The sequence below is a fragment of the Longitalea luteola genome (assembly GCF_017356035.1).
Classification (GTDB): domain Bacteria; phylum Bacteroidota; class Bacteroidia; order Chitinophagales; family Chitinophagaceae; genus Niastella; species Niastella luteola.
On record NZ_JAFIQX010000006.1, the window covers coordinates 274,178 to 296,351 of the forward strand.

At 43.9% G+C, this 22,174-nt stretch carries 14 protein-coding genes; 12 read left to right on the top strand and 2 right to left on the bottom strand.

Going from position 1 to position 22,174, the window contains the following annotated elements; translation table 11 throughout:
- Window positions 1-107 precede the first annotated feature (107 nt).
- The 9 genes from JUB15_RS17010 (at window position 108) to JUB15_RS17050 (ending at window position 12,621) form a co-directional block, all read left to right on the top strand.
- Window positions 108-2,570 (top strand): outer membrane beta-barrel protein, encoded by a 2,463-nt coding sequence (locus tag JUB15_RS17010; protein WP_207513695.1) that lies wholly within the window; start codon window positions 108-110, stop codon window positions 2,568-2,570.
- A 126-nt stretch (window positions 2,571-2,696) separates the two neighbouring features.
- The gene (locus JUB15_RS17015; RefSeq protein ID WP_207513696.1) at window positions 2,697-2,915 is read left to right on the top strand and encodes a hypothetical protein; all 219 of its coding nucleotides are present in this window, start codon (window positions 2,697-2,699) and stop codon (window positions 2,913-2,915) included.
- A 123-nt stretch (window positions 2,916-3,038) separates the two neighbouring features.
- Window positions 3,039-4,304 (top strand): radical SAM protein, encoded by a 1,266-nt coding sequence (locus JUB15_RS17020; protein WP_207513697.1) that lies wholly within the window; start codon window positions 3,039-3,041, stop codon window positions 4,302-4,304.
- Window positions 4,295-5,128, top strand: a complete 834-nt coding sequence (locus JUB15_RS17025; protein WP_207513698.1) for a hypothetical protein — start codon at window positions 4,295-4,297, stop codon at window positions 5,126-5,128. The genes JUB15_RS17020 and JUB15_RS17025 overlap by 10 nt, the downstream gene beginning before the upstream one ends.
- Window positions 5,129-5,139: 11 nt before the next feature.
- Window positions 5,140-6,018 carry a hypothetical protein gene (locus JUB15_RS17030; RefSeq protein ID WP_207513699.1) on the top strand — a complete coding sequence of 293 codons (879 nt, stop codon included), beginning with the start codon at window positions 5,140-5,142 and terminating at the stop codon, window positions 6,016-6,018.
- A 9-nt stretch (window positions 6,019-6,027) separates the two neighbouring features.
- Window positions 6,028-6,906 (top strand): hypothetical protein, encoded by an 879-nt coding sequence (locus JUB15_RS17035; RefSeq protein WP_207513700.1) that lies wholly within the window; start codon window positions 6,028-6,030, stop codon window positions 6,904-6,906.
- Window positions 6,907-6,908: 2 nt separating this feature from the next.
- Window positions 6,909-9,086, top strand: a complete 2,178-nt coding sequence (locus JUB15_RS17040) for a peptidase domain-containing ABC transporter (RefSeq protein WP_207513701.1) — start codon at window positions 6,909-6,911, stop codon at window positions 9,084-9,086.
- A 202-nt stretch (window positions 9,087-9,288) separates the two neighbouring features.
- Window positions 9,289-10,980 (top strand): SBBP repeat-containing protein, encoded by a 1,692-nt coding sequence (locus JUB15_RS17045; protein ID WP_207513702.1) that lies wholly within the window; start codon window positions 9,289-9,291, stop codon window positions 10,978-10,980.
- A 381-nt stretch (window positions 10,981-11,361) separates the two neighbouring features.
- Complete coding sequence (locus JUB15_RS17050; RefSeq protein ID WP_207513703.1) at window positions 11,362-12,621, top strand: T9SS type A sorting domain-containing protein; 1,260 nt, start codon at window positions 11,362-11,364, stop codon at window positions 12,619-12,621.
- Window positions 12,622-12,762: 141 nt separating this feature from the next.
- Here JUB15_RS17050 and JUB15_RS17055 read toward each other — a convergent pair whose 3' ends face one another.
- Complete coding sequence (locus JUB15_RS17055) at window positions 12,763-13,974, bottom strand: glycoside hydrolase (protein WP_207513704.1); 1,212 nt, start codon at window positions 13,972-13,974, stop codon at window positions 12,763-12,765.
- Window positions 13,975-14,319: 345 nt separating this feature from the next.
- Here JUB15_RS17055 and JUB15_RS17060 point away from each other — a divergent pair, with 345 nt between their 5' ends.
- Window positions 14,320-15,270 (top strand): LacI family DNA-binding transcriptional regulator, encoded by a 951-nt coding sequence (locus JUB15_RS17060; RefSeq protein ID WP_207513705.1) that lies wholly within the window; start codon window positions 14,320-14,322, stop codon window positions 15,268-15,270.
- Window positions 15,271-15,275: 5 nt separating this feature from the next.
- On the opposite strand, the gene JUB15_RS17065 is transcribed toward JUB15_RS17060, so the two are convergent.
- The gene (locus JUB15_RS17065) at window positions 15,276-19,385 is read right to left on the bottom strand and encodes a hybrid sensor histidine kinase/response regulator transcription factor (protein ID WP_207513706.1); all 4,110 of its coding nucleotides are present in this window, start codon (window positions 19,383-19,385) and stop codon (window positions 15,276-15,278) included.
- Window positions 19,386-19,702: 317 nt separating this feature from the next.
- On the opposite strand from JUB15_RS17065, the gene JUB15_RS17070 reads away from it, so the two are divergent.
- Together JUB15_RS17070 and JUB15_RS17075 are read left to right on the top strand one after the other, a co-directional pair.
- Window positions 19,703-20,512, top strand: a complete 810-nt coding sequence (locus tag JUB15_RS17070; RefSeq protein ID WP_207513707.1) for a helix-turn-helix domain-containing protein — start codon at window positions 19,703-19,705, stop codon at window positions 20,510-20,512.
- Between the two features lie 76 nt (window positions 20,513-20,588).
- Window positions 20,589-22,166 (top strand): glycoside hydrolase family 43 protein, encoded by a 1,578-nt coding sequence (locus JUB15_RS17075; protein ID WP_207513708.1) that lies wholly within the window; start codon window positions 20,589-20,591, stop codon window positions 22,164-22,166.
- Window positions 22,167-22,174: the final 8 nt, after the last annotated feature.

The window sequence follows — 22,174 nt, forward strand, 5'->3', positions numbered from 1 at the left end:
GACCTGATGTATTTGTCTGAAAATTTCTTATTTTTAAAAACTACCGTATCGATGTATGAATAAAATCTTAACCAAACATCGATAACGAAGATCAAACCTTTTTCTATATGAAGTTGTCTGCAAAGCCGGCTGGCTGTTGTTATCGTTTTTCTTCCAGACGCAGGCTGGTGGCGTTAGTAACACTCCTACTAACGATGCTGTGCAAGTACGCAACCGCTCAATTAACGATCACTGGTATTATAACACACGGGACCAGTCAATCCCTTCCACATGCAGTTGTATTCATTCGCCAGGGCAAATCCCTTGTCGGTACTACTATGAGTGACAGCACCGGGCATTACCGGTTTCAAAACATGGCAAAAGGAGATTATCATTTGCTGATCAGTCACCGTTCTTACAAAGACTCCATTATACCTGTTCGCCTTTTGGCCGACACTACTATCAACCTGCAACTGGTCAATGAGAAAATGTTGCAGCAGGTAGAGGTTACAGGCAGGAAACCACTGATAGAAATGGATATAGACAGATTGCGGTTCAATGTAAGGGGCACAGAACTGGTTGTAGGAAATAATATCTGGGATGTTGTTGAAAAAACACCGCTCGTGAGCGCCTCATCCGATGGTAGCATACAGATCAGTGGAACCTCGGGCGCAGTTATATACATCAACAATAAAAGGAAAGTGCTTTCGGGGGCTGCGCTGAAATCCTATTTAAGCAGTATGCCTTCAGATAACCTCGAAGCCATTGAAGTAATAACCACACCCTCCAGTAAATACGACGCCGAAGGGGGAGGAGGCATCCTGAATATCATTACCAAAAAGAAAAAAGAAGAGGGGCTCGAGGGAAGCGCCACTTTAACTGACAGGCAAACCGCCACGAACTCGCAAAGTGTTAGTGTTTTTTTAAACAATCGTACCGGCAAATGGGATCTTTATTCAAATGTCTACCTGGTAAACCGGCGAAGAAAACCGGAATCTGATCATGATCTGTATTTTCAGCATGCAGGCAATGAAATACCATTAAGCAGGCATATCACGTCTTCCGGTTTAAACAGCTCTTTATCGGCTGGCGCCAACCTGGGTATCGATTATCAGCTTAACAAAGACCATATTATTGGCCTGATCCTGGACTATTCGGGTAATGATGATAAAAAGACAAGAGACGCCGGTAGTTACGATCGTTATGTGGGTTATGATTCCCTCAGTTATTCAGCAAACACGGATAATTTAAATTCCCATACCTATTCGCTGAACCTGAATTATGAAGGCATACTTGACAGGCGGGGAAAAAAGTTAAATATCGATTTCGACGCACTGAATTATACTTCTGACAACACTTCGCTTAGCCAGACAAGCGCGTTGGATGTTGATACCTATGATCCTTTGTATATAAGTGATCATTTCAGAAGTTCGGCGCCGCAACATGTAAAGAACCAATCGTTCAAAGCCGATTTCCACTGGCCCGTCAGCTCCGGTATCAACCTCGATTTCGGTATCAGGTCTTCTTTTTCGCAAATTGACAATGATCTTGTTTTTGAAAACTATCTGGGCAATAATTTCTGGGCAAAGGACTTCACCCGCAGTAATTTGTTCTCCTACGATGAAAATATAAATGCTTCTTACATCCAGCTTAATCAAAAAATAAATGCTGCCTGGTCGTACCAGTTGGGCGCCCGCCTGGAAAACACCGTTGCCAAAGGATACCTCGAAGGCGAAAAGGTGGTGAACCGGAACTATGTTAATGTTTTTCCAACCGGTTATCTCAAATATACCACCTCGGGGAAGAAAACATATACGCTGGCAGTATCGAGCCGTATCACAAGACCTGGCTATTGGGATGTAAACCCCTTCAGAACATACACCACCAATAAAGCTTATCTGGAAGGCAATCCCTTTTTAATGCCTTCTAAATATTACCGGGAAGAATTCAGTCATTCACTGAATGCCGGAAAAGGCACTTATATCTTTCAACTGGCGGCAAGCCAAACCATCAACGAAATATACTCGCTGCCTTTTGAAGATTCAGCCGGCGTTGTCGTAAATAAAAAAACAAACTACGGGAACAAATACAGTTATTCAGCGGCGGCTATCTACTATAGCCAGTTGAAAAAATGGTGGCAATTGTCTGCTACACTGTTGACAGGTTATATTCTGTCAAAAGGTGAGTATGCCAGTAATATTTCCATTGATAACCGGTCATTTTTAGTAAGCCTTTCAACCAATCAAACGTTTACGCTTTCAAAAAAGCACCGGTTAAGCTGTAACGTGATCGCCAATAATACTTTTCCCTTTACCATTGTGAATACCAGGGTAGGGAACCGGCTCGATACGGAATTGAGGATAAGAAAATCGGCAGGGGCCTTCAGCTTTACCCTTTCGGCAACAGACCTGTTCAAAAGCAATAAAGATATCTACAGGGTAGAAGCAGGCGAGCTGTTGTTAAAACAAAATTACTATAACGACACCCGCAGTCTGGCTTTTATTGTTAACTATAATTTTGGAAAATCAACCGTAAAGAAGAAAAGAGACAGGGATACTGAATTTGAAAATATCAAGAACCGGATCATTTAATATACCCTCTGAAACGCCTGGTAGAGGCATAAAATAATACAATCGCTTTCATTTAAATGCAAATAAATGAAGGGGTGGAAAGCCACACCCTTAGGCTGGCTATTTTTTAACCAAAAACTTTTTTTTATGAAAAAAGTAAAGATCGCAACTGATGCTGCTCAAAAGAGCATCATCCAAAAAGCCATTGAATCTTCGGAAAACGAACAGCTGGACCTTTACAAAGCCATTTTTGGCGGTGCTGCTGGTTCTAATTGTAATGTTGCTGCAGTCAGCAATTTGATGCGTGGCAGTGATGATCCTGTAGCATACGACAAAACAGATCAATTCCTGAGAGCTGCGCTTTAACGGGATTGACAATAGCCAGTTTCCTTTTTTGCCCTGTTCTTCAATTGGTAATTGAGGAAACTGGTTATTCACGTGGCAGCTGAAGCAAACGTCATTACCATTTATCAGTCAAATGTACAAACAATGAAAAGAGTTACCTGTTTTGTACTAAAAAGTGCCAGTCGTTGCAACCTGAATTGTTCATATTGTTATATGTACAACTTAGGCGATACTACCTATAAAGATCAGCCTAAGTTCATGTCGTTGGATACGGTGGCCGCCCTGGCCAAGCGTCTGCACACTTACGGTGCGGCGGCATCGATCAGGCATATGCAAATCGTTTTTCATGGAGGAGAACCGCTTTTACTGGGCCGGGAATACTTTGAAGCTTGTTTGGCGATCTTCAAAAAAGAAGCGCCCGGTATTTTTTTCAGTTTTATTTTCCAAACGAACGGAGTGAACCTGGATCCAACCTGGTACGAATGGATGAAGGTACATAATGTGAAGGTAGGGATCAGTATCGACGGCCCACGGCAATACCATGACGCCTACCGGGTATTTCATAATGGAAAAGGTTCTTATACCGAGGTAGCCCGGGCTGTTCGCCAGGGAATAGGCAACGGCCTTGTCGGCATCTTAAGTGTATTGAACATCCGTATTCCCGCCAGGGAATATTATGAGGAAATGAAAAACCTGGGTATTGAAAGTCTCAACCTGCTTTTCCCCGATGGTCATTACGACCGGCTTCCGGAAGGTATGGAAGCTGCGCAATTGGGTGATGATGACTATACCCCTTTTGCCAACTGGTTGATAGAACTGTTCCTTTTATGGAAAAATGATAAACAACGGCCCGCCATAAAATTATTTGAAAACCTGCTGCAGATCTTACTGGGAGATGAGCATATAGGGAACCAGGCTTTTGGTGTAAGAACAAACGGCGTGTTGATCATAGAAACAAATGGCGCTATAGAAGTTGCTGATTCCATCAGGGCCTGTTATGAAGGCATTACCCGTAATGACCTCAACGTTCATACCCATGGTATTGAAGATATATTTAACGACCGCGTGTTCGATGTATATTACCATGCACACCAGATGGTCTGCGAAAAATGCCTTAACTGCCCCGTGTATGAATTCTGCGGAGGCGGCTTTTTAGGGAACCGCTATGCCAATAAGAACGGTTTTGACAATCCGACCATTTACTGCAGGGATATTATCCGGTTGATCAGTTTCCTTCAAAACGATCTTATTAACGGCCTGCCATCTGATGCTACCGTTGATAATGGTATAGAAAAGGTATCGTTTGAAGAAATTCTGCAGGAACTTAAAAAAGCGCCTGCCGTTACGATCAGCAGTTCCCTGAAACAAAAATTGACATCATTCAAACAACCCAACCTTTTATGCAACTAAAAAAAGGCATCCGGTTATACAGTGATCTGGATGACATTGCAGATCAGGTAACCATAAACGGAGGCACCATGTTACCTTCGGAAAAAACAGGATTGCAATATCTTTCCGGTTCCTATATTCCCCAAACTTCATGGCGAAAGCTGTACGATAATGAGATCAGCCTGTTACTTACGCAAAGCAAAAAAGCAGATTTCCGCAAAAGCATTTTTGTGGGAAATATACCGGCGCCATTGAAACATTCCTTTGAGCAATTGAACCTGCATGCATGCACCTCTGTGGATCAAATACTGCCGACATTCAAAGAAAAAGAAAAGGAGGTAAAGCAGATCAATAAAAGTATGCATGCCTTTCTCAAAAAATTTTCCTCAACCAGCAATTACAAATTTCACCGCATAACCCGGGCGATGCCAAACAGGGAGACCATCACCTGTCATTATGTGCGTGAAAAGTTTATTTACGTAGGATTACATATCGACCAAAGCAGGGCATTTACCCCGTATACGGCTTACAGATCGGGAAACCGGATTTCTATCAACCTGGGAAAGGAGACAAGACACCTGGCTTTTATAAATCTGTCGATGATACAGGTTATGAAAATGATCAGGGCATGCGCCGGTTTATCGGAAACCAAAGTAGATTGTAATAATATAGGGTACCTGTTCTTCAAACATTTCCCCGAATACCCGGTGGTAAAACTGGGTTTAAAGCCCTATCAGTATTATATAGCCCCTACAGATAATTTTTTTCATGATGCTACCACACTTGGTAACAGTGAAATTGATGTAACTATTGTTTATACAGGCCTGTTCGACCGGGCCGGATAAAATTGTATGTTATGGAGATAAGAAAAGGTATAATGCTTTATCAAGATTGCCAGCTGGGCAATGATGATATTTTAATTAATTCCGGCGTATTGCCACATACCCAGGTAGAAATTCCCAGGGTTAACTACAACGATCATTCTTTTACGCCCGCCTATGAAGCAGACGCCTTTTTACCCAAAAGGAACTGGCGGCCTCTGGAAGCAAGGGAAACCCAGGTACTGAAACCGTCCGGTAAAAGAACGGATGCGAATACGGTATACATTGGAGACATCCCTGATGACCTCAGACATTTATTCGAATCGCTAAGACTCCATGAATGCAGAGACAGGGAAGCCGTATTTACCAGGTTCAGGAATGCACCAGCCACCACCGCAGCGATCAATGCAGGTATAACAGCATTTTTGCAGCCCAGATCAGAAGGAAAGCCATTTCATTTCCACTATTTAGGAACCAATTTACCCAACCTTGAAGTAGTGGCCAGCGATACCACCCGGATGCCTGAAGGCTACCAGGAAGAAGACAAAAAATACATGGGTATTCATAACGATGGAACAAAATATGTTGCCCTGAGCCAGTTGTATAGATCAGGCAACCGGTTTACCATTAATCTGGGCAAAGAAGCCCGTTCCTTTCTGTTTGTGAATCTCACGCTGCCACAGGCTTACAATATGTTGAAACAAAAGATCGATGTAAAAAAACACCGGATCGACATCATTAATATTGCCAGGTACTTTTTTAGCTGCTTCCCTGATTATCCGGTTATAAAGATCACCCAACAACCGTATCAATACTATATAGCCCCTACAGATAACTGTTTTCATGATGGTTCTACTTTCGGAACCAAAGAGCTGGATATTATAATGGTATATTTTGGTTTCTTCAAGTTTTAATAATGCAGTATGAAACTCATCAATGGTATTACTATAAACAATCAATTGCAGGAAGGCTATGATTCGGTAACAATAAATTCCGGAACGGTTTTTCATGCCGACCAGTTGGCCGAAATGGTACATTTTCAGGATTTACATTTCCGTCCGCAGTATGAAGAGCATGCCTATGTGGCAAAACGTGACTGGCGAAGCCTGACACCGGTTGAAATAAAACAACTGCAGCCAAAGAATGAATGCAATACTTACAACACGGTTTACCTGGGAGAACTGCCTGGTCACTTAAAGGATGGCTTTAGGGAACTGCAGCTGGCCGGTTCAAAAAGCAGGGATGAAGTATTTGAAAAGTTCTATCACGATCCCGGCAAAGTGAAAGCGGTTAATGATCGACTGCACGCATTTTTATCGACCCTTTCAGCCAATACCCCTTTTTATTTTCACTGCTTAGGTACTAATTTTCCAAATGTTGAAATGGTAGCGTGCGATACTACCGGGCTGCAGAAGGGCTATCAGCCGCAGGATGTAAAGTATATGGGCATCCATAACGATGGTACTACCCAAATGACAGTGTATACAGCGCATAAATTTGGCAACAGGATCTCCATTAACCTGGGAAATGAAACAAGGGCATTCCTGTTTGTGAACCTGTCGATGATCCAGGCCATGAATATGTTGAAAAAGAAAATAGACGTCAGGGCGCACAACATCCATATAGGCAATATCTGCAGGTATTTTTTCCACCATTTTCCCGATTATCCGGTATTGAGGGTACAACAAAAACCCTATCAATATTACATCGCGCCAACCGATAACTGTTTTCACGACGGGTCTACCCTCGGCAACTCCGAGCTGGACATTACACTTATTTATTTCGGGTATTTCAAATGCTGAGCATGTTTAACCGCATATTTCAAAAGCAACTCGACACCATGGATTGTGCGCCCGCCTGTTTAAAGATGATCGCCGCATTCCATGGTATTAAAACCAGTATGCCGCGGCTGCGGCACCTGTGCAATACCTCCAGGCTTGGCACCAGCACGTCGGAACTGGTGCAGGCAGCCAGCCAAACGGGATTACATGCAGGCGTGTTCCTTACGACGGTCGATTATCTTAAAAACAACCTGCCGTTACCCTGCATCTTGCATTGGCGCAATAATCATTATGTTGTTCTTCAAAAAATAAAAGCGGGCAAATATACGGTTGCTGATCCTGGTTATGGAATGATCGTTTTGCGCGAAAAAGAATTTCTTAAAGAGTGGAAAGGTGACGGGAAAAGAGGCGTTGCTATATTTTTGGAGCCAACCGGTGAGGAAGAGGGGAAGGACAGCAGCGCTGGTAAAGATCAGCCTGGCATTTTCCGGCATTTCGGCGGCTATTTAAGAGCGCATACCCGGTCGATGGTGGCGCTTTTCCTCATTATGCTTATAGCCGCTTTGATCTCCCTGGTGATACCGGGAACCATTCAATATATGACAGATAACGGGGTTGAGCAAAAGAATATACCCGTCATTTGGAAAATGCTGCTGTTCCAGTTTGTATTGTTTGGTGGACTTACATTGGCGAATTACAGCAAAAGCCTTATTCAGGCCAAATTAAGTACGGGGTTAAGCACAGGCATCATTTCGGGTTTTCTTGCAAAACTGCTCAGGTTGCCGATCGCTTTTTTTGATAGCAGGAACAATGCAGATATCTATCAGCGGATAGCAGACCACTCACGAATTGAAACATTTCTGGGCACCAAGCTGGTAAACTTCTTTTTCTCGCTGTTGCTGATGATCGTATATATCATTCAATTCTTCTGGTTCGATAAATACATTGTCCTGAGTTTTCTTTTGTTTACCGGTATGTCCATTATCTGGTTCTTTTTGTTTTTAAATAAACGAAAAAGGCTCGATTACCGCAGGTTCAGCCTTGCCGTTGAAGAAAGGAACTACCTGACCGACCTTATTTCGGGTATGACGGAAATTAAACTTAACAATGCCCAGCATGACAAAATCCACAAATGGAGCGAAATGCAGCAGAAGTTGTATGGGTTCAAGCTGAGTAGTTTAAAACTAACCGGTTTGCAACAATACGGCGTCAGTACCATCAACCAGTTGAAAAGCCTTTTTATTACCTTTTTATGTTCGTACTGGGTCATCAATGAACAGATCAGCTTTGGCGTTATGCTAAGTATCGGCTATATCGTAGGCCAGTTGGCAATGCCTGTTCAGGACCTGATGCTTTTTTTTCAGGACCTGCAGGATGCAAAAACCAGTTTTGAACGATTGAACGAAATTCAATTGAAGGACAATGAAGACAATGAAGAGAAGGCGCCATTTCCGGTTCATTTCAACCATGGATTTCGAATAGAAGCGCTTTCCTTTAAATACCCGGGGGCGCATAACCCCTATGTGCTCAGGAACATCGATCTTTTTATTCCCAAAGGGAAAATAACCGCCATTGTAGGAACCAGCGGAAGCGGTAAAACCACCCTCATGAAATTATTGCTGGCATTTTACATGCCGGAAAAAGGAACGATACGCATTGATGATATCAATTTAAAGAATATCAATACAGAAGATCTTCGGAAAGAGTGTGGCGTGGTAATGCAGGGCGGTTATATTTATAACGCCTCCATTGCCCAGAATATCGCCATGACCGACAGGAACATTGATTTAGACAGCGTATACCACGCACTGCGGCTGGCCTGTTTAGACGAGTTTGTACAATCGCTGCCCCTTAAGCATGATACCTTATTGGGACAAACAGGCGTTGAGTTAAGCGGCGGCCAAAAACAACGATTGTTCATAGCAAGAGCAGTTTATAAGAACCCGCAGATCATTCTGCTGGATGAAGCTACCAATTCGCTGGATGCGAATAATGAACGGGTAATAATGAATAACCTCACCAATTTTTTTGTTGGTAAAACAGTGTTAGTGATCGCCCATCGGTTAAGCACCGTTAAAAATGCCGATTTGATAGTAGTACTCGAAAAAGGAATTATTACCGAGACAGGAACCCATGCCCAATTGACCCAAAACCAGGGCCGGTATTTTGAACTGGTAAAAAACCAGCTGGAGTTGGGATGAGTAATTGTCTGGAGAAACAAAAAACATCAGAAAACATAATAGGGAATGCCGATTTTAAAGTAACTTAGGACAGACCTAACCGTTTCTTTTCTTGTTCCCCCTCTTTTCCAGGCTAATGCTATTGGGATCCCATCCCAGGTAGTACAATTTTTTGTGATACATACTGTTCAAAATTTGATTCTTTAACTAAAAAATTAAAGGCATGGAAAAACTGTTACCTATTAAAAAGCTGTTGCTGCTTTTTGTATTCTCCTCATCCGCTTTTTGTTTTGCGCAGGTTAAGCAGGAGTGGGTAGCCCGGTATAACGGTCCGCAAAATCTATATGATGCCGGGAATTCACTTGCCGTAGACAGGCAGGGCAATGTGTATGTATTAGGAGTCAGTGCCGTCACAGAAACAAATGACGATTTTTGCACCATCAAGTATGATGCCAATGGAGTGAAGCAATGGGAAGCCCGGTATAGTGGTTCTGCTAACATGCACGATCTGCCAAGCGGTATAGCCCTTGACCGCTGGGGTAATGTATATATAACCGGTATGGCATATGAGAACGGAACCGGCGGCGATTATGTCACTATAAAATACAACCCGTCGGGCGTTCAGCAATGGCTGGTAAGATATAGCAGCCCGGGGTTTGACCGGGCAAGATCAATTGCTGTTGATGACGACGGTAATGTGCACGTATCGGGTGACAGAGGTTTGGGAGGCTTTGTAACCATCAAATATAATACGAATGGCGTACAGCAGTGGCTGGCCCACTATGACGATAATGGTGGCGGGATAGCCAATGCCATGGTCATTGATAAAGCAGGTAATGTATATGTGGTAGGTGGAAGCGCTACCAGCTTAGATCCAGACGATGTTGATCTTACTACGATTAAGTATAATAAAAACGGAAAACAGCTTTGGGTACGCAGATATGACGGGCCTGTTACGAGTCTTTTTAACAGAGCGCGCGCAGTAGCCGTTGACCGTAAAGGGAATGTATATGTTACCGGCAACAGTGTCAACAGTAACGAGGACGATGCTTCAGATTACCTTACCATCAAGTACAATTCGAAAGGACATGAGAAGTGGGTGGCAAGATATAATGGTCCCGGCAATTCTGAAGACCTGCCATACTCCATTGCGGTTGACAAACGGCAGAACGTATATATTACAGGGTCCAGTCCTGCCGGGCGCTATGGGGTCAATTATGACTTTGCTACCATCCGGTACGATAAATTTGGAAAGGAAGTCTGGGTGAAACGATATAATGGTCCCGCTAATGGAGATGACCAGGCAAGCTACCTGGTGCTGGATGAGGAAGCCAATGTATATGTAGCAGGACTAAGCCAGGGCATAGGCACCGGGGAGTCTGATGGTATTATCGTTAAATACAATGCGGCAGGTAGTGAGCAGTGGATAGAACGATATAATGGCCCCACAAATCAACGCGATATATTCGGGAATTTCGGATTTCTTATACCAAACCCATTGGTCATTGACAAATCGGGCAATTTGTATGTAACCGGCGCGAGCCAGGTTGCGGACCTTAATTTTGACTGTATAACTATCAGGTACTCGCAGGCTTCACCCGATAGCGGGCTGGTCGTACAGCAATGGAGCCCAAAACCATCGGCACGCTTCCACCTGTTCAATGCGCCTAATCCTGTTAATACCACTACGAATATTTATTATGCGCTTCCATCGGATGGTCATGTATCCCTGCAGGTATTCGATATGATGGGCCGGCCGGTTGCCGTGTTGGTTAACGGCAATATGAAGGCAGGTAATTACAACGTAAATTTCAATACATCCGGTTTACAAAAAGGTGTTTACAATTACCGGCTCACGCTTAAGGCCACCGACAAGGTTTGGGTAGAAACGAAGAAACTTATCGTAATAGAATAAAGCCGATACTACAAAAAAGGGCCGGCCGACAGCGTTGCTGGCCGGCATTTTTTTTAACAATCTGTAACAATTACATTTTAGATAAGAATTGACCTGGATCAGCACTTTGCCATCAGCGGTCAGTTTGACCCTCGAATTTTGACCCAGTGAAATAAAAATATTTAATTTTGTAAGGAATATAATTCGTTGTAACTGTGATTATGATTGGCGAAGCCTTATGATCGGCTAAGCCACCTTCCTTCTTAAACAAGCGGCTTTTAATTGCTCGCTCTCTTTTTCAGTAAGTCTTATTGCTCATTAGAATGATCTCTGTCATGAAAAGGGCTCCCTTTTGGTGGGCCTTACACGCCCCATTTTAAAACTGTAAAAATCAAAAAGTGTATGTGTAAAATAGTAAGATATGTGTTGATGCTTGCGGTCTTTCCCGTTGCTGCCATCGGTCAGTCAGATCAAAACACCTATGCCATCACAGCTGTCATTAAGGGAAGCAACGATTGGGTGGCCTTACGGACGCTGAATAATAAGACGGGGAAATTTGGCGAGATGCTGTTGAACATGAACGACAGGGGGCTACCGCATCGCGATATAGCTACGCACAAGCTAAAAGACAATATAGCCTGGCCTGTTTTGCCGGTTCCTGTAGTAGCTAACAATCCTGCTGCGCCCAAAGTAAACACCGGCGTTGCAGCCATTGCCTTTGACGAAAGGACAAACCGGCTGTTCTATGTTTCCATGAGCGATGACATCCTGCGGTATATCGATCTTTCCACCATGCAGGTACATGCCGAGCCTGCGTTGTCATTCAGCAAGGCAGGCAATTACACCTTCAGAAGCAGCAATCCGGTTACGAGGCTGGTAATAACGCCTGATGGGTATGGATATACTGTTACGACTGACGGCAGTCGCCTGATCCGCTTTACCACAAATAACCAGCCTTCTTTTACCGATATGGGCGAGTTGAAAGATGATCCCCGCAACAAGGAAATGTCAATACTGAATACCTGTAGCAACCTTGGCGGCGACATGGTTGCCGATGATGCAGGAAACCTTTATCTCATTACTGCCAGCAACCGCGTTTATAAGATCGACATCAAAACCCTGCTCACAACCTACCTGGCAACAATTACCAATTTACCGGCTACATTTACGACCAATGGAGCAGCAATCACCGAAGATGGGAAGCTGCTTGTCAGCAGTTCGGTATACACAGAAGCCTCCTTTATTGTTGACCATAAAAGCTGGCAGGCATCGCCTGCGCCCGCAGTACAGCACCTGTATGGCATCGCCGATCTGGCAAGCAGTAATGTGATAGCCACCAAAAAATCCAACCCTTCGGTCATGTTGATTGGCAGGACGCTGCTGAAGACCGGTAATGTTAAGGTTTATCCCAATCCCGTATTGTTTGATGAAGTAAATATTCAATTCAATGATCTGCCCGCCGGTAAATATTTCATCGAATTGGCAGACCCATTGGGAAGAAAAGTCATTAAACAGAAAGTACAGCTGACAAGACAAGGCCAAACCGCACTCATACAAATTCCTACCAGTACAGCACAGGCTTTCTACTATATCCGCATCCTGAATGAAAAGAATGCCCTGGTAAGTACGCACAAGCTGGCGGTAGAAAGGTGGAGGTGGTAGAAGCATGAGGTAAGCTAATATATCAAAGAAGGATACTTAGGAAATTAAGTATCCTTCTGCTTTATTATTCCACAGAGTTTCCAGGTTCACGCTGGATTGCCAAAAGCAGGCAAACCGATCCAACATCCTACATTATAGGGATCAGTAGGATACAAGCGTAGTGATACTCGATGCCGGCAGGTTAATGCCAAAGCTGTTATTTGAAATGGCGAAGGTGCTTGCCGCCAGGTTCTGCGAACTTGTGGTTACATAGCGATTGAAATTGTTGACGGTTACGCCGCCGATGCTGAATGGTTGATAAGTAATGGCAGCGTTGGTATTGACAGCAACGATCACAATCCTGGATCCATTCCTGTAAGCCGTAGTGTATACGCCCGTAGTCGGATTGGCCGTGCAGGAGATCTTGGTATAACCAGGACGGATATACCGGGCAAAGTGCGCCATGACGTATCCTATTTTGGTAATATTGCTGTTCTCGTCAATGGGCCCGTAAAAGCGGCGAATGTACCACCAAACATAAGCTGCCCATCCTGCGTTCATGCAGTCGTGAATTTCTTTGGCTGCATTCATGGCATTAGGCCAGTCATTGCCACTGATAGAAGAATTGGTATAGTGTTCGGTCATCCATACCGATTTACCAATATTGCCCAGGTTATAAGGTGTTTTACCATAAATATGCCCGCAAACAAAAAGCGTTTTTGATTTAGCCGTGGCATTGCTCAGGTATGTATTTATAAAATTCTGGTCCATATTAAGAGGTTCCGGGGCCATGATGGGAGCGCCGCAATTATCACCCTGCTGGGCCACAAAGTTTGCTATTTCCGTAGCAGTGCCATGCATCCAACCCGATGGCAAATAATTCGGTTCATTCCAGGGGCTGATCGCATATACGCCGCCAACAGCTGTATTATACGCTCTTAAGTGTGCTGCGTAGGCTGCATAGGAGCTTGTTTTCAGATAAAGATTATCCATCATTGAAGCAGGTGCGTTCCAGGCGGTGGCAATTACTTTGGCGCCGTAGCTTTTGGCGGCATCGATGGTTGGCTTTTCGGCTGCAAACTGGTTACTGTTCTCGGGCACGCTCACCCGAAGTATGCTCATGCCGATTCCATTGGTGGTGGAAAATGCTTTAGCCCGCTGGTCATTAGTTAAGTCTCCTATCCAAACAGGGTGATTCATCCCGCCGAAACCCTGGATCGTCTGCTGTATCGTACCGGCATTGATAACCGCGGTAGCTTCTTCCTTTGGCTGATTGCCGGCATCCGCTGTTTCTTCTGGCTTGTTACTTCCTTTCTTGGAACAGCCTGTAAGTAATAAGGCAATGGCAATAAATGTGATGAGATCTTTTTTCATAGATGGTCTAAATTTTAATGGTTTATAATAATTGATTAATGCGCGTAACTGGTGATAAAAAAAGAGAACCTGTAAAGAAGTGATTGGGCATTACATCAGGTCAATAGACTTTCATATATGGCAGCCATGCAATCTGTTTCATCCTTAATAAAGTTAGCAATAATCTTACAAGATGCAACCGGTTGCATCATTTATCCCCAAAAGAAATCGGGTAGCGTATACCGTCATCATCTTTATTATTCCAATTGTCTCAGATCTTTGTCCATTTGTCTATAATTGCCCTTACTGTTTCCCTGGCTGCGCTTTATATCCGGTAAAAAACTATTTTAGAGAAAACAGTATTGCATGCGCGCAGGAAAACGTGTCATAGTACCCTTTCATCCCGGTATTCGATCCACTTCCTATAGAAGAAAAATAAAAAAGCGACCTACCAATACGATTGGCGTGGTGGTGCATACACTGCACAGCCATTTTATCAGGTCTGCATTGACCGGCATGGAAGAGGTAGCCGGCAGGTTAGGGTATGAGATCCTGATAATGCATTCCCAGGAAAACAAGGAAAAAGAAGTGGCTAATGTGCAGATGCTTTTTGACCGGCAGGTGGATGGATTGATCGCCTCGCTTTCATTTGGCACAACGAGCCTGGATCATTTTAATATTTTTCTCAACGAAAATATACCGGTTGTTTTTTTCGACAGGGTAGCTACAACCGGCAACAATCGTTCGGTGGTAATAGATAATGTGGGCACCGGCTATGCGGCTACCCACCATTTGATTCAACAGGGTTGTAAACGTATTGCCATTATTACATCGCACCTGGAAAGAAATGTGTATGCAGACAGGTTCACAGGATTCCGCAATGCGTTGCATGATCACGGTATTGCCTTTGAAGATGATTTACTTTTTGTAAAGGATGTAACGGAAGACGCTGGTATGGAAGCGGCCGGCCAGATCCTGAATATGCGGAAAAGACCGGATGGATTATTTATAACCAGTGACCTGGTGGCGGCAGCCTGTATGCGCAGCTTGATGGAACATGGCTTGCAGGTGCCGCATGACATTGCCATTGTCGGCTTCAATAACGACCCTGTTTGTAAAGTAACGGCGCCAACAATCACTACTGTAAACTATCCCGGTGTCGAAATGGGGCGGGTTGCTGCAACACAATTGATCAATACCATAGTAAAGAAAGATTACCAGCCTGCGACGCGAACGGCCGTAGTTCCTGCGGGGTTGATCATAAGGCAATCTTCTTTAAAGAACCCACAATTCATTACGGAAAGGGCAGGCGGGTAGCCTTCTCATAATTTTCGCATTTTCGAAATATATTCAGAAGGAAGCATATTGAACCTGCTCTTGAACGACTTCGTAAAATAATTAGGGGTCGTGAAGCCTACATGGTAGGCTATCTCTGAAATGGTCATGTTGCTTTTCTGCATCAATTGCGCTGCCTTTTCCAGCCTGAATGATCTTATGTACTCTACCGGTGTTTCTCCTGTTAATTGAAGCAGTTTGGTGTACAGACTACTTCTGCTCATGCCGATATGTTTGCTCAAACCCTCAACGGATAATTGCGTATTGGAAAGGTTGTTTTCAAGATAGGTAACGATTTCCTGTAACAATTTTTCGTCAGATGATGTAACATCTATTTCCGGGCCAATCACTTTGATCTGTTTGGTATAGGTGCTTTGCAGCGTGCTTTTTAATTCAAGCAGGCTTTTGATCTTTGCATTCAATACCTCAAAATTGAAAGGTTTGGTTATATAATCATTGGCGCCTGTTTCAAGGCCTTTTACCTGCTGGTCGTCGCCCGTCAATGCTGTAAGCAGAATTACCGGGATGTGATTTGTTCTTTTGTCAGCTTTCAGTTTTTTAACCAGCGAAATGCCATCCATTTCAGGCATACTTATGTCGCTTACGATCAACTGTGGGTGGCTGGCAAGTGCTTTCTGCCATCCTTCTTTCCCATTTTCAGCTTCCAACACCTGGTAGCTGTTCCTTAGATTATCCTTCAAATAGAACCTGAAGTCATCATTGTCTTCCACCAGTAAAATGGAGACCGGTTTTGTAAGGTTGTTTTCTACAGCCATGGAAGCCTCATCATCAGCTGCCTGCTGTAACCTATCCGGCGTTTCCACCGCCTGCAATTCTGCTTTTTCTTCTATAGCTGGTTCTACAGGTGTAAGCGGAAGCTGAATGGTGAATACAGTTCCCTGGCCAGGCTCACTTTCCACTTCAATTTCCCCGCCATGCATTTTTACAAATTCTTTTGTAATTGATAAGCCTATTCCTGTTCCCTGGTTAAGTACAGCGCTGGCCGGATAATGCTGAAAGAAACGTTCGAAGATCTTATCTTTTTTTTCTTTTGGAATGCCAATGCCCGTATCGGCCACTTTTATGGAAACCCGGTTGTTGTCGCTGTTGTCAAGGGCATTTTTATATATTTCAACGCTGATGGTTCCTCCCTCCAGCGTAAACTTGAATGCGTTTGATAACAAATTAAAGAGTATCCTTTCTATTTTGTCATGATCAAACAACACATCCATTCGTTCAATGTTGGATGTAAAAACAAAATTGATATGCTTTCGTTCAGACAGATCTTTAAACGATTCCGAGACCTCTTTGACATAGGAAATAAAGTCGCCTTTTGACAATTGCAGTCTTAGTTCATGTTCTTCCATTTTCCTGAAGTCAAGTAACTGGTTTACCAGGTTTAATAACCGGCGGGCATTTCGCCTGATCATATTCAGTTTGTCAAGCTGTTCGGCCTTACCGCTTTCATGGATCAACTGATCAACAGGGCCCATGATCAGGGAGATGGGTGTTCTGAAATCGTGGCTTAGGTTGGTAAGGAATTTCAGTTTTAACCGATCGAGTTCAAGCAGGCGCCTCGACTGCTCACGTTCCTGCTCCAGTGCAAACTGCTTTCTTAATTTCGTAATGCCCCTGTGGCGGATATAAAGTAACAGCCCGCCAATGGCCAACAGGTAAAAAATATAGGCATAAACAGTACGCCAGAAGGGCGGACGCACATAGATCTTTATCAGGGTTTCCCCTTTATTCCAGACGCCGTCATTGTTGCTTGCTTTTACAAGAAAAAAATACTCTCCCGGATCAAGGTTTGTGTAGGAGGCCGTATTTAACTGACCGGTGTAATTCCAGTCTTTATCAAAGCCTTCCAGTTTGTACGCATATTGATTTTGCTTTGGGATACTGTAATTGAGGGCAACAAAACTCAAAGCAAAATTTTGTTTGTAATCAAGCCTGATCTCTTTGGCTACTGTAATGGGTTCTTTTATGGGTGAGTCATAACCGGGAAGTACCGACTTATTTGAGATCTTCAGATCCGTAAGCAGCACGATCGGCACATTCCGATTTACAGTAAGCGCCTGCGGGTTAAAGAAATTAAAGCCCTGCAATCCGCCGAAGAATAATTCTCCATTGCTGAGGCGTATGCCGGATGCATGTACAAAGTTATTGGGTTGAACACCGTTATAACTTGTAAAATTCCGGAATTTTTGTTGTTGCAGATCAAAGCTGCTTATGCCGGTATTGGTGCTGAACCAGATCGTTCCCTGCAGGTCTTCCAGGATCTGATAAATGGTAGTGTTTTGCAAACCATCCTCTTCCGCATAGGTAATAAACTGATTGTTGCTTTTGTCGTATAAACTTAAACCGCCGCCAAACGTTCCTACCCAGATCCGTCCCCGGCTGTCGCAAAGCAATGCATGTATTTTGTCGTTTGGTAAAGAACTGTTGTCCTTTGTGTAAACGGTCCATTTGCCGTCAGGATGTAACACAGCCAGTCCGCCGCCGTGTGAACCGATCCATATATTTCCCTGCTGATCTTCCATTATTGCCCTTATATAACCATTGACCGGCAAATGATAATCATTAGCGGCAGATGGCGGGAATGGCGTGTAACGGGCAATTACCTTGTTCTTCCTGATAACGTGTAAGCCGTCTCCATTGGTTCCAGCCCAAATGTTTCCTCTGCTGTCTTCAAATAGTGAAAAAATGTCGTTGCTGTTCATGTTTGCGGGTCTGCGGCCAGCATTCAAATATTGTAAACTGCCTGTTACCAGGTCCATGATGATCACTCCATGCGAAAAGGTGCCAATGTAAAGTTTGTTATCCCGGGATTTTTGCAATGCGAGTACCGCGATCTGCCGGGCGGGCTGATTGTTCAAAAGGAGGGGAACCCGCCGGATGGATTTTGTTTTCCGGTCAAATTCAAATAAGCCTTCAGCATCTGTCCCTATAAATGCGTTCCCATTTATATTTTCTGCAAAAGCGCTGATAATGGGCACAATGGCATTTTTTCCTTTGAAGGCGCTGCTGGGGATCAGGTTGAACAGGTTGATATTCTTATCGTATTTATTAATACCTCCACGGAATGTTCCAAACCAGTAAATCCCCTGTTGATCTATATAGGCGCAGCGGATGGATCTTGCTGTTAAACTGTGAATGTTACCGTTTTCGGGCGTGTAAACCGTAAATGTTTGATTTTTGGGATTGAATACATTTAAACCATCATTTGTTCCTATCCATAATAACCCATCTTCATCTGCTGTGATACAATTAATGAAATTATTACTTGGTGAGTTTGGTTCACCCGGGCTGTGGCGGTAAATGACAAATCCGTCGTGACCAGGTTTCAGCATACACAGGCCGTCTGCAGTGCCTACCCAGATATTGCCAGATCTGTCTTCTGCAATTGCCCGCACTTTGTTACTGCTGATGCTGGATGTATCTGCTTCATTGTGTACGAACTGCCGGAAAGTATTTGTTTCCCTCGTATAATAAAAAAGACCATCGTCTGTAGCCACCCAGATCCTGTGTTTGCTGTCCTCAAAAACACTAAGAAGGGTCGTCTTGATTGGCGCTCCGTTTTTGCCTGATGAAAGTTCCAGTTTCGAAATCCGGTTCAACCCAGGGTCAAGAACGTATAATCCGTCAAATTGTGCTATCCAGATATTTCCCAGGTGATCACTGCAGATACTTCTGATAACAGTATTTCTGGTAAAACCTGCTACATTTTTATTTACAGGAAAATGTTGAAAATTGTCCTTCCGGCGATTATACAGGTTTAAACCGCCGCCGCTGGTCCCTATCCACAGATTTCCTTTTTTGTCTTCATGTAAGGCCAGAATCTCATTCGACCGCAGGCTGGCCGTATCTCCCCGCCGATTGCGGTACACCTTAAAGTTTGTTCCGTCGAACCTGTTCAATCCGTCATCCGTAGCAAACCACATCAGCCCCTGCCGGTCTTTTATAATAGCATTTACCGAGTTTGAAAGGAAGCCTTCTTCGGAGGTAAGGGAGGTAAAATTTATATGGGGAATTTGAGCAGAGCCGGCCAAATTGGAAAAGAAAAAGACAAAATATAATATATTATACAATTTGTTCATGTTGCAAGCAGTCTACTAATACTATATTAGGATTGAAATGGTAATTTCGGCTTATACCTGGAACAACTATATTTTACAGTACACTGGCATCATGTAAATAATAGTTGCAGATAAAATAACGTATTGAAAATCAACACCGGTTCTTTGTCTATACAAAACAGCATTACAAACAGATCGCTGCTTTGCACATAATTACTATGAATTTAAACGAATGAACCATACTGCCGGTCGAATCGCCGTTACTTTTGTTTAAATGTACGAATGACGTTTCTCATTTCATGCGAAAATTTCCGTCTGTAAATTAAAGCGGGGCTGCCATGCGAAATAATCTGCTATTGATACTTCCTGATAAAAAGGAGCAGGATCTCTTATTAAAAAGATTTATAAGTAATTACAACCTGTATATAGCCGGGAACTGGGCGGAGGTGCTGCACCTTGCTGAAACAATTTCTATACAATTAATAATCTGCAGTGTTGAAGTGCCGGGGGTAAATGGCTGGGAACTGTGCAGCCAGCTGAAATCAGCGCTTCATTTATCCCATATTCCGGTTATATTATTGACGGCCGATGATTCTTTCAGGTCCAGGATCAAAAACCTGGAGTCAGGGGCAGATGCTTTTGTGAACAGGCCTTATCCCGTGAGCTACCTGGAGGCGCTGGTCAGCAACCTGCTTGCCAACAGGGCAAAAATTACAGCACATGTTGCCTGCTACCCGTTTAAGCCAATAATAACCGCACATGCAGCCGGGGAGGACTCATTCATTAAAAGATTGCATGATCATATTTATAATAATGTCCACAACTGCTCGCTGAATGTTCCATTGCTTGCCCGATTAATGAATATGAGCCGTGCAGCCTTTTACCGGAAAATTAAAACGGTCACCGATCTCACGCCAAACGATCTCATAAACAAGGTAAGATTAAGCCGTGCAGCTGAATTGCTTCAATCGGCTGAATACAAGGTGAACGAAGTGGCGAGAATGACAGGGTTCCATTCACAAAGCAGCTTTGCAAAAACATTTATAAAAACGTTCAAGGTAACGCCTACCGGATACCGGCGCATGAAGATGAAACCCAAATGGCAGAAAAAGGCCGCCGTGTCCCTGTTTGCAGAGAACGGACATTAACGCAGCCCTCGATCGCTCAAAGCACCGGGCGAAAAATAGAAGTTCGCGTACGCTTGAAAATACACAAATACATTAAATGAAGACTGCTGTAAAAATAGCGCTGTTTATTTTACCACTAATGTGCTTCAAGGTAGCTGCCCAACCCTCAAAGGCGCAAAACCCGGTTATTTTTGCAGATGTTCCTGATATGTCTATTGTAAGGGTGGGGGATATTTATTATATGAGCAGTACGACCATGCACATGAGTCCCGGTCTTCCTATAATGAGATCGAATGACCTGGTAAACTGGACGCTTGTAAATTATGCATACGATACCCTGGCGAATATTGATGAACTGAACCTTACAAACGGTAAAAGTACTTACGGAAAAGGAAGCTGGGCCAGCAGCATACGGTATCACAAAGGCACTTATTATGTTTCCACTTTTGCCCAAACCACTGGTAAAACCTATGTTTTTTCAACGAAGGATCCTGAAAAAGGGCCATGGAAAATGGCCTCCTGGAAGCCCGCTTTTCACGATCATTCTTTGTTTTTTGATGATGACGGCCGCGTTTATATGCTTTATGGAACTGGCAAACTGCGGTTAGTTGAACTCAATGCTGATGCGTCTGGCGTTAAACCGGGCGCTGCCGAACAGGTGATCATTGAAAACGCCAGCGCACCGGCGGGATCAAACGTTATGCTGCCCGCTGAAGGCTCCCAGTTATTTAAAATCAATGGCAAATATTATCTGTTCAATATCACCTGGCCACGCGGCGGCATGCGTACGGTCGTTATTCATAGAGCGGATAAGATCACGGGTCCGTATGAAGGGCGTCTTGGGTTACAGGACCTGGGGGTTGCCCAGGGAGGATTGGTCGATATGCCGGATGGTAACTGGTATGCCTACCTGTTCAGGGATTATGGTGCAGTAGGCCGCATTCCCTATCTGGTTCCTGTAAAATGGGTTGATGGATGGCCGGTGATCGGTAATGGAGGCAGGGTGCCTGAAACCCTTGATCTGCCTGCGAGTAAGGGATTGATCCCCGGTATTGTGGCATCTGATGAATTTACGAGGAAGATGCATGATCCTGCTTTGCCCCTGGTGTGGCAATGGAATCATAACCCCGATCATTCACTCTGGTCGGTAACCAGCCGAAAAGGTTTTCTGCGCCTTATTACAGGCCGGGTCGACACCTCTTTTCACCTGGTGAGAAACCTGCTCACCCAGCGAACGATCGGTCCGGAATGCACTGGTTCCACATCGGTAGATGTCACCAATATGAAGGAAGGCGATTTTGCTGGACTCACTGTATTTCAAAAGAAATATGGCCAGGTAGGCGTACTGTATCAGGATGGCCGCAAGTTCATTGTTATGGTGAGTGCAGCGTCGGGTACACCGGTTGAGTTGCAAAGAATACCGCTTTCAACCAATAAAGCTTATTTTAAAATTGAATGCGATTTCACGAACAAAAAAGATGTTGCCACCTTTCATTACAGTCTTGACGGAACGTCATGGGTACCGGTAGGTGCTGCCTTGAAAATGGAATATACATTACCGCATTTTATAGGTTATCGTTTTGGCCTGTTCAACTATGCTACAAAGAATACAGGAGGTTATGCAGATTTTGATTTCTTCCGGATAGAAGACCGGATAGCTCAGCATAGAAAGTAAAAATTGCC